Here is a 14,129-nt window from a genome sequence, read left to right as displayed (position 1 = left end):
CGTTCCGGTCGAACCGGGGAACGTTTAAGAGACGACCCATTCTTTCCACGGTGTTGGAAGAATGTTGTGGACACCATCCTCGCCGGCATGAGCTCCGGGCCTGCAATCTCTGCAGAAACCCTCCCCCTAGGTCCCGGAGTTCCACGCCTCGCGGATCATCTCCTCCAGCACCGCCAGGTCGATGTCCTCCGGCTTGTTCACGTAGAGGCAGGCCACGCTCGTGGTGTGCTTGCCCAGCCGGTCGAGGAACCGCTCCTCGTGCGGCAGGCCGTAGAGGGTGAGCTTTGTCTTGCGCGGGCTGAATCCCACCCGGAAGGTGTCTCCCTCCCGGCCGGTGGCGTAGCGGTAGTGCATCTGCCCGTAGCCGATCATGGACGGCCCCCACATCACCGGCTCTGCGCCGGTCGCGCGGCCGAAGATCTCCAGCAACAGCCGCCCGTGCTCCACCCGGCGCGGGGTGTCCAGCTGTTCGACGTACTCCGCCGGGGACTGCCCGGTAGCCTGTGTCCGGAGGTCGGCGGCGTTCTCCCCGGTGTGACCGAGGGTGAAGGTCGCTGTGCGGTCCTCCGCGGCAGGCGCATCGGCGAGCGAGAGCCCCCGCTCGAGCAGCGCGGCCTGCATCCGCTCCAGGCCCCGCTTTCCGACGCCGTGCAGCCCCAACAGCGCAGTGAAGTCGGCGCCGTCCAACGCCTCGAGGTCCGGGTAACCGGCCTCGGTGAGAGCCCTTCGGGCGGGGGCCGGGACGCCGGGGATCGCGTCAAACTCTGTGCTCATGTGCGCGAGTGTAAGCGGAGGTTCCCCTGCAGGGCGGGGATTGCGCCAGTACTGTCGCTTCCATGGCACTTGCAGATATCGCACGCAGGGTGGAACGGACCATCAACCGGGTCGGCACGCGTCGGAAAGCTGCGGCCGGCTGGCGCCCCACCATCACCGGCTTCGCCGGTTACGGATCAGAGCGTCGCGTCCACGTGCTCGGGCGGGTGCTCATGCAGGACCCGGCGGACCGGGAAGAGGGGCCGGAGAACCTCCGGGAGCAGGCGGAGCGCGGTTGGCGGCAGTTCCTGACCATCCAGGTGAAGGACCTGCCCGTCGCGGTGCGCATCGGTGAGAAGGTCGCACACTCCCGGACGAACGCCAACGGCTACATCGACGTGCTTGTGGAGGACCACGGCCTGGCGCCGGGCTGGCACGAGGTGACCATCGAGGCGGACGGCGCGGAACCGGTCCAGTCCTCCGTGCTCATCGTCGAACCCGCCACCCGGGTCGGTCTGATCTCCGACATCGACGACACTGTCCTGGTTACCTGGCTGCCCCGCGCGCTCATCGCCGCCTGGAACTCCTGGGTCCGCCACACCGACAAGCGCCGGCCGGTGCCCGGCATGGCCGAGTTCTACCGCGAGATGCTGCGCGAGCATCCCGACGCCCCCGTGTTCTACCTGTCCACCGGGGCCTGGAACACCTACGACACCCTGGTCACCTTCCTGAAGCAGCACAACCTGCCCACCGGCCCGCTCCTGCTCACCGACTGGGGCCCCACCCCCACCGGCATGTTCCGCTCCGGAGCGGAACACAAGAAGGTCCAGCTGCGCAACCTCATCATCGAGTACCCGGAGATCAACTGGATCCTCGTCGGCGACGACGGCCAGCATGACCCGCTCATCTACGGCGAAGCGGTGTTCGAGCATCCCGACCGCATCGCCGGCGTGGCCATCCGCCAGCTCTCCCCCGGCGAGCACGTCCTCTCCCACGGCACCGCCGCCCCCCTCGAGGGCTCGGAGCCCAGTCCGCGCCACGAGGTCCCGACCATCTTCGGCGCGGACGGCCACGAGCTTCTCGACGCCTGGCGGGCAGCACCGTTCCCACGGGCGGAGCACCCGGCCACGAAGGACTGACAGCGGTCCCGTCCCGGGAGCGTCAGGACCCGTGGGTGGCCCCCGAGGTGGTCACCGGGGTCACGGTTCCCCCCCCCGGAGCCACGTGGTCCCGGCATCGCCCAACCGACCACCTCTCAGTTGTCTTCCCCGGCGGCAGGATCGACCACCAGCAGGAGATCTCCTCCGGTGACTTGAGTGACGCTGGTCAGCGGGATGTGGGTGACCGTGCCTCCGGTCGGGGTGGTGATGGAGGCTTCCATCTTCATGGCCTCAATGGTGGCTACCTGGGCGCCCGGTGCCACGGTATCGCCTTCAGCTACGGTGACGGTGACAGCGCCGGCGAACGGGGCGGCGATATGGCCGGGATCAGCAGGATCAGCTTTTGTCATTTCGGGGATGTCGGAGGTGACTGACTTGTCACGGACATCGAGCAAACGCAGCTGGCCGTTGAGGGCGACCATCACTGTGCGCATTCCCTTCTCGTCGGGCTCGGAAATGGCTTCCAGGGTGACCAGCAGACGCACACCTTTGCCCAGCGAGATGACGTGTTCGCGTTCCTGGGTGAGTCCGTAGAGGAAGTCGCGGGTGTGCAGGAGGGACAGATCGCCGTATTTCGCTCGGCTGGCCAGGTAATCCCTGGTGGGGCCGGGAAAGAGAAGACGGTTCAGGGTGGCTCGTCGGGTGGCGGAATCCGCTGTCAGCGCTGCGGAGTCCTCGGGACTGATGTCGGCGGGCGTGAGGGGGACATTGCGTCCCTTGAGCGCCTGGGAGCGGAAGGGCTCCGGCCAGCCACCGGGGGGTGTGCCCAGCTCCCCTGCCAGGAAGTTGACCACGGAGTCGGGGATGTCGAAATTCCCGGGGTCAGCCGCCAGGTCGGCCGGGTCCACGCCCATGCCCACCATTGCCAGGGCGAGGTCACCGACGACCTTGGAGGAGGGGGTGACCTTGATCAACCGTCCGAGGATGGTGTTGGCGGCGGTGTACATGTCCTCGATGGCTTCGAAGCGCTCCCCCAATCCGAGTGCGATGGCCTGCTGCCGCAGGTTCGACAGCTGTCCGCCGGGGATCTCGTGACGGTAGACACGTCCGGTCGGGGCGCTGAGTCCGGACTCGAAGGGTCTGTACATGGTGCGGATGACCTCCCAGTACGGCTCCATTGCGGAGACGGCATCCAGGTCAAGGCCGGTGTCGCGTTCGGAGTCTTCGAGGGCGGCGACGAGCGCGGAGGCGGATACCTGGGAGGTGGTTCCGGCCATGGAGGCGTCAGCGACGTCGACGGCGTCCACACCGGCGTCGACGGCGGCCATCAGGGTGGCCAGCTGGCCGCCGGCGGTGTCGTGGGTGTGCAGGTGCACCGGCAGGTCGAAGCGCTCCCGCAGCGCGGTGACCAGCTTCTTCGCGGCAGCGGGGCGCAGCAGACCGGCCATGTCCTTGATCGCCAGGATGTGGGCGCCGGCGTCGACGCATTCCTGTGCCAGGTCAAGGTAGTAGTCGAGGGTGTAGAGGTCCTCGTCCGGATCGGTGAGGTTACCGGTGTAGCACAGGGCGACCTCCGCGACTGCCGTGCCGGTGTCGCGCACCGCCTTGATGGCCGGACGCATCTGCTCGACGTCATTCAAGGCGTCGAAGATGCGGAAGATATCCACGCCGGTGGCCGCGGCCTCCCGGACGAAGGCCTCAGTCACCTCCACCGGGTAAGGGGTGTAGCCGACGGTGTTGCGTCCGCGCAGCAGCATCTGGATGGGGATGTTGGGCATGGCCTCGCGCAGCAGGCGCAGCCGCTCCCACGGATCCTCACCGAGGAAGCGCAGGGCGACGTCGTAGGTCGCCCCGCCCCAGGCCTCGATGGACAGCAGCTGAGGGAGGTTGTGGGCATAGGCCGGCGCTGCGGCGAGCAGATCGCGGGTGCGTACGCGGGTGGCCAGAAGCGACTGGTGTGCATCGCGGAAAGTCGTTGAGGTCACCGCCACCGCCTGCTGTTGGCGCAGCCTGGTGGCGAAACCGTCCGGTCCTTCCTCGATCAGCACCTGCCGCCACCCGGACGGCGGGGTGTGCTCGGAGGGGCCGTCGAACGGAGAGCGTAACGGTTCATCCCGCTTGTCCCCGGGGTAGTGGGGCAACTTGGTGCGGGGATCGATGCCCTCCACCGCTGGACCGTAGGGTTTGTTGACGGTCACTTCAGCCAGCCAGGTCAGTGCCTTGGAGCCGCGGTCGGCTGACGCCTGACCTTCCAGCAGCTCGGGACGGGACTCGATGAAATCGGTGGTGACGTTACCCGCCAGAAACTCCGGGTCGGCCACGACAGCCTGGAGGAACTGGAGGTTGGTCGCCACGCCGCGGATGCGGAATTCCGCCAGGGCACGCCGGGTGCGGCGCACCGCCGTCGGATAGTCCCGACCGCGGCAGATGAGCTTGACCAGCATGGAGTCGAAGTGCGGGGAGATCTCGGCGCCGGCGTAGATGGTGCCGCCGTCGAGTCGGACACCGGCGCCGCCGACGGAGCGGTAGGCAGAGATCCGCCCGACATCAGGACGGAAATCGTTGGCCGGATCCTCCGTGGTGATCCGGCACTGCATCGCCGCCCCCCGGATCCGCAGGCGGTCCTGGGCGATGTCGAGGTCGGCCAGGGTCTGGCCGGCGGCGATGCACAGCTGGGCCTGGACGAGGTCGACGTCGGTGATTTCCTCGGTGACGGTGTGCTCAACCTGGATGCGCGGGTTCATCTCGATGAAGACGTGCTCCCCGGCCCGCTCGCCGACGGTATCGACCAGAAACTCCACGGTGCCCGCGTTGACGTAACCGAGCTCCCTGGCGAATTTCACGGCGTCCCGGTGCAGGGCCCGGCGGATGTTCTCGTCCAGGTTGGGGGCCGGGGCGATCTCGACGACCTTCTGGTGACGGCGCTGCAGCGAGCAGTCGCGCTCGAACAGATGCACCGTCTCACCGGTGTGATCAGCCAGCACCTGCACCTCGATATGCCGGGGCCGCAACACCGCCTGCTCCAGGAAGACGGTGGCGTCGCCGAAGGCGGTCTCGGCCTCACGCATCGCCGCTCCCAGGGCATCCGGCAGGGCTTCGCGATTTTCCACCCGCCGCATGCCGCGGCCACCGCCACCGGCGACCGCCTTGACGAAGATCGGGAATCCGATGTCCTCCGCCTGTGCCAGCAGGGCATCGACATCATCGGAGGGGTCGGTGGAGCGCAGGGTGGGAATCCCCGCCCGCTTCGCGGCGTGCAGGGCCTCGACCTTGTTACCGGCCAACTCCAGGATCTCAGCCCGGGGGCCGACGAAGGTGATTCCGGCATTTTCCGCGGCCCGCGCCAGATCCGGGTTCTCGGAGAGGAAACCGTAACCAGGGTAGATGGCGTCGCACCCGGATTCCCTCGCGACCCGGATGATCTCATCGACGTCGAGGTAGGCACGGACCGGATGTCCCTCCTCCCCGATCTGGTACGCCTCGTCGGCTTTCTGACGGTGGATGGAGTACCGGTCTTCGTGGGGGAATACCGCTACGGTCTTGATGCCGAGTTCGTAGGCCGAGCGGAAGGCGCGGATGGCGATCTCGCCACGGTTGGCCACGAGAATTTTCTTGAACATCAGGGTTGTTCCGTTCCGCCCCCGGTCAGGGCTCTGGTCACCGGAGGCTGTGTCTGAGGGTTATGGCACTGCCACGAGGGGAATCCTCGGGGCGCGGCGGGGGTACAGCACTCAGCCGAGGAGGATGACATCCAGACGACGCGGACCGTGCACACCCTCGACGCGTTCGAGTTCGATATCGGAGGTGGCGGAGGGCCCGGAGATCATCGTGATCGGGGCGATCGCATCGACCCTGGCCATGGCCTCGGGGATGAGTTCGACCACGGTGTCCACCGGCACGACGCAGATGTGGTGGTCAGGCACGAGGCTGATCGCGCGGCGGCCCTCATCGGGGCGGCCGGTGAGGAAAATGGTGCCGGTCTCCGCGCAGGAGACGGTGGACGAGGTGACCACAGCGTCGATGGTGTCGTTGAGGTCATGGACCTCGAGCACCGCGTCGGGAGTCTCGAAGAGGATCCGGTCACCGGAGTCGGTGGGTAGCCAGGTCCGTTCCAGGCCATGCGGGGCAATGACCCGGGCGGATTCACCGAACAGCTCCGCCAGACGTGCGGGAAGGCTCTCGGCTGTCTCGTGGAAGACATTGGCCTTGTAGTCGATCAACCGGTCCTCGAGCATCTCGAGGATCTCGGCCGGCGCCAGGTCTGAGGAGCGGCGGTAGCTGCGGGGGATGTCCGGGGCGACGGGGGCATCGTCAATCGCGGCCCTGATGCGCCGGAGGATCTCGGTCTTGGCCTCGGTGCTCATTTCTTCTCCTGCTCGTAATGGCCGTCGCGGCGCAGCCGCTGTTCGGTCTCGTGCTCGTGCTTCTTCCACCAGTTGCGGAAGGACTGATTCGGCGGTGCGGGGATGTCGCGCTGGTCGGTCCAGCCGCCGGCGAGTCCGGGCAGCCGACTGATCCGCCGGTCACGTCCCGCGGCGATGCGACCGACCGGCAGACCTCGTTCAATGAGTGCCATCCGCACGCCGGAGGACATGACCACGGATGCCCCCTTCATGAGCAGATCCATCTGGGAGGGAACCTTGTGATCCTCCGACTTCACCGCCTCCGAGCGCAGGTGGACCAGAATCTCGGGGATGTTGATCTTGACCGGGCAGACGTCGTAGCAGGCGCCACACAGAGAGGACGCGAACGGGAGGGAAGCGTTTTCCGCCGAGGTGATGCCGGTCAGCTGCGGGGAGAGGATCGCTCCGATAGGGCCGGGGTAGGTCGAACCGTAGGAATGTCCGCCGGCGTGTTCGTAGACAGGGCAGACATTGAGGCAGGCCGAACAGCGGATGCAGTGCAGGGCGGAGCGCCCGGCCTCATCGTCGAGGACCGCGGTGCGGCCGTTGTCCAGCAGCACCACGTGCACATTCTGTGGACCGTCGCCCGGGGTGACCCCGGTCCACATGGAGGTGTAGGGATTCATCCGCTCGCCGGTGGAGGAACGCGGCAGCAGCTGGAGGAAAACCTCAAGGTCGGTGAACGTGGGCACGATCTTCTCGATGCCCATGACCGTGATCAGCGTGTCCGGCAGGGTCAGGCACATGCGCCCGTTGCCCTCGGACTCCACGACCGTGAGGGTGCCGGTCTCCGCGACGCCGAAGTTCGCACCGGAGACGGCCACGGAGGTGTTGAGGAACTTCTCCCGCAGGTGCCGACGGGCCGCATCGGCGAGGTCGTGCGGCTCGGACGTCAGCGTTTCATCGGTCTCGGGCATTTCCTTGAGGAAGATGTCCCGGATCTCGTGGCGGTTGCGGTGGATGGCGGGCACGAGAATGTGGGAGGGCTTGTCATGGCCCAGCTGGACGATGAGCTCCGCGAGGTCGGTTTCGGTGGCGGTGATGCCGTGGCGGTGCAGGTGTGCCTCCAGGTCGATCTCCTGGGTGGCCATCGATTTGACCTTGATCACCTCCTTCGAGCCGGTGGCCTGGATCAGTTCGGTCACGATCCGGTTGGCCTCCTCCGCGTCACGTGCCCAGTGGACCGTGCCGCCCCGGGCGGTGAAGTTGCGTTCGAATTCCTCGAGCAACTCGGGCAGGTTCGCGGCGACCTGCTGTTTGATCGCCGATCCTGCGTCACGCAGAAGCTCCCAGTCCGGCAGCTCCGCGGTCACCGCCGCCCGCTTGCCCCGGATGGTGTGGGTGGCGTGGTGGATGTTGGCGCGCATCTGTTCGTTGCGCATCTGCTCCTTCGCCGCTTTGGGGAAGGAGATGTCGGCGTGCAGGTTTCCTTCGCCGTGGACCGGGCGGGCGGTGGGCATTCCCAGATGGGTGGTCATCGGGGGCCTCCTTCGGTGGGGGCGGGGATGGACAGTTCGACCGGCCCTGAGATCTCCAGGGGGTTGCGGCGGGTGGAGGCGAGGATCTCCGCAAAGTGCACGGTCTTGACGTTCTCCTGTCGGCGGGCCACGGCCCCGCCGATGTGCAGCAGACAGGAAGCGTCCCCGCCGGTGCACAGCTCGGCGCCGGTGGAGACGATGTTGCCGATCTTCTCGTCCACCATGGCTCCGGAGACGTCCGCATTCTTCATGGAGAACGTGCCGCCGAAGCCGCAGCATTCATCGGCGTCCGGGAGTTCCCGGAAGTCGATGCCCTCGACCGACCGGACGAGGTCGGACTGCCGGTCCCCCAACCGCAGCAGGCGCATGCCGTGGCACGAAGGGTGGTAGGTGACGGAATGGGGGAAGAAGGATCCGAGCTGAGCAGCCGCGTCGGTGACGCCGAGGACGTCGATAAGAAGTTGCGAGAGCTCGTAGGTCCGGGCGGCGACCTCGGTGGCCTGCCCGGCCAGCCGCTCATCGCCGCCGGCACGCGCGACCATCGGCTGCTGGTGGCCGAGAGAGGCCACGCAGGAACCGGACGGGGCGACCGCGACGTCGTAGTCGGCCTCACTGAACGCCTTGACGTGGTTGCGCACCACCGGCAGAGCGTGGGCGAGATACCCGCTGTTGACGTGCATCTGCGAGCAACAGCCCTGCCCCGGCGGAAAGACAACCTCGTGGCCGAGGCGTTCCAGGATACGGACGGTGGCCAAGGCGACCTTCGGGTACATCGCGTCCACGATGCACGTGGAGAACAGAGCGATCCTCATGAGACCTCCAGAGTCGGGGAGGCGGCTCGGAGAGGGTCCGTCCGCCTGTGGTCTGACCATACTAAGCCAGTGAGGCAGGTCACGCAAGTGCCGGAAAAAGATCGCGTCCACACTTGACCGCGGTGACCCGCGACACATATCGTCCTGTGGACTGACCACAACGCGGCGCTGTCCGCCCTCCCCGCAGGGACCAGCCCCGGTTAGCAATCAGACCGACCCACGTTTTCCCGCAGTTCTCCCGCACCGGGGAAAAGCACCCCCGCGCCCGTTTTCGAATGAAGCACCTCAGTCACCCTCTTGCCGGCCCCTCACTCCACAGCCATGCAGAGGAAGGCAACCGAAAGGATCTATCGATGGACAATCTCGCTGTGCTGAGCTTCCTGGCTCTGCTACCCCTGCTCCTGGTGGGCGTGCTACTGGCCGGCTTCCGCTGGCCCGCGAAGTACGCGATGCCGGTCGGTTACCTTGCCGCGGTCGTGGTGGCCGTGTTCGTCTGGCAGATGAGTTTCACCGGCGTACTGGCGGCCACCATCGAAGGCGTGATCGTGGCCGGCACCATGCTCTACATCGTCTTCGGCGCCCTCCTGCTGCTGTCCACCCTCACCGTGGGTGGGGCCATGTCCACCATCCGGGCGGGGTTCAACAACATCTCCGCCGACCGCCGGATCCAGGCGATCATCATCGGCTGGCTCTTCGGCTCCTTCATCGAAGGCGTCTCCGGGTTCGGCACCACCGCAGCCGTCGTCGCCCCTCTTCTGCTGGCCATGGGCTTCCCCGCCATGGCCGCCGTTATGGTGGGACTGGTCGTGCAGTCGACTCCGGTCAGCTTCGGTGCGGTGGGCACCCCGATCCTCGTCGGCGTGGCCAACGGCCTCGGCGGCGACCCTGCGGTGGCCGAACGCATCAGCGTCCTGGGTGTGACCATGCCCGAGTTCATCAGCTCCATCGGCTTCTACACCGCGGCGATCCACACCATCGTCGGCATTCTCATCCCGTTGATCATCGTCACCCTCCTCACCGGTTTCTTCGGCCCCGAACGACGCTTCCGCGACGGCCTGGCAGTGTGGCCCTTCGCCATCTACGCCTCCCTGGCCATGACGATCCCCTACCTGCTGGTCGCCCGTTTCCTCGGACCCGAGTTCCCCTCGATGTTCGGCGGCATCATCGGCCTGCTGCTGGTGATGTTCACCTCCAGCAGGGGCTTTCTCATGCCGAAGGACACCTTCCGGTTCGGCCCCCGCGCCAGTTGGCCCGCCCGCTGGATGGGCACCATCGAACCGGCTGAAGCCACCGACGTCTCAGCGCACATGAGCCTGGTCCGCGCCTGGAGCCCCTACGTCCTCATGGCCGGACTCCTGGTGGCCAGCCGCGTGATCACCCCACTGAAGGAGTGGCTGACCGGCCTGGCCATCCCCTTCGAAGACATCCTGGGCACCGGGATCACCACCACGGTCCAGCCGTTCTACCTGCCCGGTTTCGTGCTCATCGCCACCTCCGTCTTCGCCTACCTGCTGCACCGGATGAACTCCGGCCAGATCAAGGAGACCATCAGAATCTCCACGGGTCAGCTCGCCGGCACCGCCGCCGCCCTGGTCTTCGCCGTGCCCCTGGTGCGCGTGCTCATCCAGTCCGGTCCCGCCCTCAACGATTCAGGCCTGTCGAGCATGCCGGTCACCCTTGCGGAAGGTGCGGCGCTGATCTCCGGCACCTCCTGGCCGGTCATCGCCCCCTGGATCGGGGCGCTCGGCGCCTTCATCGCCGGCTCGAACACCGTCTCCAACCTGACATTCTCCCAGTTCCAGTACTCCACCGGCGTCGCCATCGGCGTCGAGCGCCCGGAACTCGTCGTGGCCGCCCAGGCCATCGGCGGGGCAGGCGGCAACCCGATCTCCATCCACAACATCGTGGCCGCGTCCGCCACCGTCGGACTCCTCGGCCGGGAGGGTGACCTGCTGCGCCAGACCATCCTCGTGACCACCTACTATTGCCTGGCAGGCGGTGCCGTCGCCTACCTGTTCATCTACGGGGCAGGCCTGAACCTGGGCACTGTCATGCTGGCACTGCTCATCGCCGGGCTCGGCGTCCTCGCCACCTGGCTGTGGCGTAAAGACTCTCCCGTTCCCAGCGCAGTCCGGGCCTGACACAGATGCAGCGGCTCCGGGGCACGCCGCTTTCCCGGCGGGCACACGGACTGCCGGCACCCGGATCCGGACGCCCAGGCACCGGGACCTTATGATTGACGGGTAACTTGTCTGCCAGGAGGCCCTGCCCATGTCCACCCCCCAGCCCCGCGCCTACACCGTCATCCTCGACTGGCTGGAGGAGCGCCTGCGCTCCGGAGACATCTCCGTGGGTGACAAGCTTCCGGCCGAGCGTCAGCTCGCCGAGGACTTCAGCATCTCCCGGGCCTCGGTGCGCGAGGCGATCCGGGTGCTCGACGCCATGGGGCTGGTCCGTTCAGCCACGGGATCCGGGCCGAATGCCGGGGCCGTGGTCATCTCCGAGCCTTCAGCCGCCCTGGCCTGGGCGTTGAGGATGCACGTGGCCACCCGCTCCCTGCCGGTGCGGGACCTGGTGCAGACCCGGCTCGTGCTGGAGACCCAGTCCGCGGTCGAGGCCGCCGCCGCTCCGGACTCCCCGGAACGCGTGCAGATCCTCAAGGAGGCCGCCGCGCTGGTGGACATGATGGACGCCCCTGACCTGCCGGCGGATGAATTCCACACCCGGGACGCCCAGTTCCACATCCTGCTCGCCTCTCTGGCCGGCAATGTGGTGGTGGAGACGATCATGACCTCGCTGCGCCAGGCCACCATCAGCTATGTCCAGGAGACTGTCGCGGGTCTGGGCAACTGGCGTGACGTCAGCTGCGCCCTGCAGCAGCAGCACCGGGGGATCCTGCAGGCGGTGGAGGAACGGCGCGGTGAGGACGCAGCCGCCGCCCTCCGGGAGCATATCGTGTGGTTCTTCAGCCTCAGCGGGCTGAAGCAGCGGTCGGGTCTCGCGGCAGATTCCCTGATCCCGTGGGGTCAATGCGCTGCGCGGATCCAGACGGCGCCCTGGACCTACCCGGCCCCCGCACCGCCCGCACATCCGTGGCCCACCTCGAGGTGAGGCCGTCGCGGACCCGGGATCCGGCACCGGTCCCGAGTTCCTCCCTTCCTCTCCCCCACCAGGGAGTCACCGGTGTGCTCATCGACGACGTCACCGCCTACGCCGCGCTCACGGCGCGGGACGACGAGCAGTAGGCGGGTGGTCGCGGACAACGGGGACCTGATCGCCACCATCGGCCAGTGTGTGGAGTACTTCCCCAGTGACCGGCCCCTGCACCGGACGGCGGGCCTGCCTGTGGATGCGGCGTCATGCCGACCCCGGCATGCGGAACGTGCTCGGTACGCTCCACGGCGGGGTCAGCCTGGCCTTCTCGGAACTGGCCGCACGGCGGGCCGCCGAATTCTCCGGAGGCTCTTCGCCGGAGAAGTTCCTTCCCTCATCCATCCGAATGTCCTACCTCCGCCCTGGAATCGTGGAAGGTCACCTCAGGGTCACGGCGGACGTCATCCACCGGTCACGCACCATCGCAACAGTGGAAACCCGCGTGCTCAACCCGGACGGGAAGGCCGCGACCCTGGGGCTGGTGACCCTGCACCGGGTTGAGCAGGCCTGAGGCGGGAAGGCACCCCGTCTCAGGCGGCGCATCAGTTGGCCGACATCAGCCCCATCGTCTCCGGTAGCCACAGGGAGACCTGCGGGACGAAGACAACCACGAACAGGGCGATGAGGATCGCAACCAGGAAGGGCCACAGCATTCTGGTCACGGTTTCGATGCGCAGGCCCGCGACCTGCGCGCCGACGAAGAGGACGTTGCCCACCGGCGGGGTGATCACGCCGAGGGACAGGTTCATCACCACCATGGCGCCGAAGTGGACGGGGTCGACGCCGAGTTCGGTGACCACGGGCAGGAAGATCGGCACGAAGATGAGGATCGCCGGGGTGGGGTCCATGAAGGTGCCGATGATCAGCAGGATGAACATCATGATGAGCAGGATGACCACCTTGGAATCGGACACCGCCAGCAGCCCGGAGGAGATCATCTGCGGGATCCGGGCGAAGGCCATGACCCAGGACAGAGCGGAGGAGACCGCGACCAGCATCATCACGATGGAGGTGGTGCGGGTGGCGCGCAGGAGGATCTCCGGCAGATCCCGGACCCTGATGTTGCGGTAGGCGAAGCCCAGGACCAGGCAGTAGATGACGGCGATGGCGGCCGACTCGGTCGGGGTGAACCAGCCGGCGAGGATGCCGCCGATGACGATCACGATCATCAGCAGGGAGGGCACCGCCCGCCAGATCGTCAGCAGTGCCAGCGAGAGCGTGGGGTGCGTGGTGTCACGCCGGTAGTTCTCCCGCCGGGCCATGAGCAGGGCGACGACGAGACAGGCGATGACCCACAGCAGGCCCGGTCCGACGCCGGCCATGAACAGCGCAGCGATGGAGGTCGAGGACACCAGCGAGTAGACGATGAAGGTGTTCGACGGCGGGATGAGCATGCCGGCGGGCGCGGAGGCCACGTTGACGGCGGCGGAGTAGGCACGGGAGTATCCGTCCTCCCGCATCCGTGGGGTCATGACGGTGCCGACGGCGGAGGCGGCGGCCACGGCCGCGCCGGAGACGGCGCCGAACATGCCGTTGGCCACGATGTTGGTCTGCGCGAGGGAGGCGGGCAGGCGGCCCACGAGGACCTTCGCGGCGTCGATGAGCCGGGCGGCGATGCCGCCTGAGTTCATCAGCGCGCCAGCCAGCACGAAGAAGGGGATGGCCAGGAGGCTGAAGGAGTTGGTGCCGGTGAACATGCGCTGGGCCACGGCCTGCGCGGCGTTCTCCGGGCCGAGCACGGCCATGGCGGCGAGCATGGAGGGCACGCCGATGGCCACGGCGATGGGCACCGAGAAGGCGATGAGGACGACGATGCCGATCAGGAGGATGAGCGCGGCGACTGTCGCGGGTGCGAGGATCATTTCCGGGTCCCTTCGTCGAGGACGATCCGGCTCTCTGCGGCCGCGTCCTCCAGGTGCATGGGCTGGTCGTCGGATTCGTCGATGTCCGGGTAGGGAGCCTCCCGGCCGGTGAGCACGGCGACGAGATCGATGAGCGCGAAAACCGCGACGAAGACGCCGGCGACCGGGATGACCACGTAGACCCAACCGATGGTCAGCGGGAGGGCGGTGAGGTTCTGGGTCCAGGCGATCGAGGCGGCGAGGTAGCCGCCCCACACCATCGCCACGAGCGCGAAGAAGAGGATGACCAGCTGCACGAACGACGCCAGCACCTTCTGCACCGGCGCGGGGAAACGGCGGGCGAGGTAGTCGACGGCGATGTGGCCGCGCTCGCCGAAGAGGAAGGCCGAGCCGACGAAGGACAACCAGACGAAGAGGATCTTCGACAGCTCTTCAGACCAGGTCGAGGGATCATTGAGGGCCTGCCGGGAGACCACCTGCCACGTGGTCACCAGGACCAGCACCGTGAAGAGGATGATGCTGACAATGCCCAGGAACTTCGAGAGAACACCCTTGAATGCGGTCATGA

Annotated in this window: 12 protein-coding genes; 5 read left to right on the top strand and 7 right to left on the bottom strand. The window is 67.2% G+C overall.

The window, feature by feature from the left end:
- Positions 1 to 126: 126 nt before the first annotated feature.
- A complete protein-coding gene (locus B840_RS00565; RefSeq protein ID WP_042620507.1) occupies positions 127 to 774 on the bottom strand; it encodes a DUF1801 domain-containing protein in 648 nt (215 codons plus the stop codon).
- A gap of 62 nt (positions 775 to 836) precedes the next feature.
- On the opposite strand from B840_RS00565, the gene B840_RS00560 reads away from it, so the two are divergent.
- A complete protein-coding gene (locus tag B840_RS00560; protein WP_042620506.1) occupies positions 837 to 1,892 on the top strand; it encodes an App1 family protein phosphatidate phosphatase in 1,056 nt (351 codons plus the stop codon).
- Positions 1,893 to 2,008: 116 nt separating this feature from the next.
- On the opposite strand, the gene B840_RS00555 is transcribed toward B840_RS00560, so the two are convergent.
- The 4 genes from B840_RS00555 to B840_RS00540 all read right to left on the bottom strand — a co-directional run bounded on the left by B840_RS00555 (position 2,009) and on the right by B840_RS00540 (position 8,546).
- On the bottom strand, positions 2,009 to 5,473 hold the full coding sequence (locus tag B840_RS00555) for a pyruvate carboxylase (RefSeq protein ID WP_042620505.1): 3,465 nt from the start codon (positions 5,471 to 5,473) through the stop codon (positions 2,009 to 2,011).
- A gap of 111 nt (positions 5,474 to 5,584) precedes the next feature.
- Positions 5,585 to 6,217, bottom strand: a complete 633-nt coding sequence (locus tag B840_RS00550) for a LutC/YkgG family protein (RefSeq protein ID WP_042620504.1) — start codon at positions 6,215 to 6,217, stop codon at positions 5,585 to 5,587.
- Entirely contained in the window at positions 6,214 to 7,734 is a 1,521-nt protein-coding gene (locus B840_RS00545; protein ID WP_042620503.1) for a LutB/LldF family L-lactate oxidation iron-sulfur protein, read from the bottom strand. Before B840_RS00545 ends, B840_RS00550 begins: the two co-directional genes overlap by 4 nt.
- Entirely contained in the window at positions 7,731 to 8,546 is an 816-nt protein-coding gene (locus B840_RS00540; RefSeq protein ID WP_042620502.1) for a (Fe-S)-binding protein, read from the bottom strand. Before B840_RS00540 ends, B840_RS00545 begins: the two co-directional genes overlap by 4 nt.
- 353 nt (positions 8,547 to 8,899) lie before the next feature.
- Between B840_RS00540 and B840_RS00535 the strand changes: the two genes are divergently transcribed.
- The 4 genes from B840_RS00535 to B840_RS00525 all read left to right on the top strand — a co-directional run bounded on the left by B840_RS00535 (position 8,900) and on the right by B840_RS00525 (position 12,210).
- Positions 8,900 to 10,687 carry an L-lactate permease gene (locus B840_RS00535; RefSeq protein WP_042620501.1) on the top strand — a complete coding sequence of 596 codons (1,788 nt, stop codon included), beginning with the start codon at positions 8,900 to 8,902 and terminating at the stop codon, positions 10,685 to 10,687.
- A gap of 130 nt (positions 10,688 to 10,817) precedes the next feature.
- Positions 10,818 to 11,657: a FadR/GntR family transcriptional regulator gene (locus B840_RS00530; RefSeq protein WP_084602686.1), complete on the top strand. Its 840-nt coding sequence runs from the start codon at positions 10,818 to 10,820 to the stop codon at positions 11,655 to 11,657.
- Positions 11,654 to 11,791 carry a hypothetical protein gene (locus tag B840_RS13400; RefSeq protein ID WP_169745256.1) on the top strand — a complete coding sequence of 46 codons (138 nt, stop codon included), beginning with the start codon at positions 11,654 to 11,656 and terminating at the stop codon, positions 11,789 to 11,791. The genes B840_RS00530 and B840_RS13400 overlap by 4 nt, the downstream gene beginning before the upstream one ends.
- A gap of 65 nt (positions 11,792 to 11,856) precedes the next feature.
- The gene (locus B840_RS00525) at positions 11,857 to 12,210 is read left to right on the top strand and encodes a PaaI family thioesterase (RefSeq protein WP_042620500.1); all 354 of its coding nucleotides are present in this window, start codon (positions 11,857 to 11,859) and stop codon (positions 12,208 to 12,210) included.
- Between the two features lie 31 nt (positions 12,211 to 12,241).
- Here B840_RS00525 and B840_RS00520 read toward each other — a convergent pair whose 3' ends face one another.
- Positions 12,242 to 13,558 (bottom strand): TRAP transporter large permease, encoded by a 1,317-nt coding sequence (locus B840_RS00520; protein ID WP_042622398.1) that lies wholly within the window; start codon positions 13,556 to 13,558, stop codon positions 12,242 to 12,244.
- Complete coding sequence (locus tag B840_RS00515; protein ID WP_042620499.1) at positions 13,558 to 14,127, bottom strand: TRAP transporter small permease; 570 nt, start codon at positions 14,125 to 14,127, stop codon at positions 13,558 to 13,560. The genes B840_RS00520 and B840_RS00515 overlap by 1 nt, the downstream gene beginning before the upstream one ends.
- Positions 14,128 to 14,129: the final 2 nt, after the last annotated feature.

The organism is Corynebacterium marinum DSM 44953 (genome assembly GCF_000835165.1).
GTDB lineage: Bacteria > Actinomycetota > Actinomycetes > Mycobacteriales > Mycobacteriaceae > Corynebacterium > Corynebacterium marinum.
This window is presented reverse-complemented; position numbering and strand designations above follow the sequence as displayed.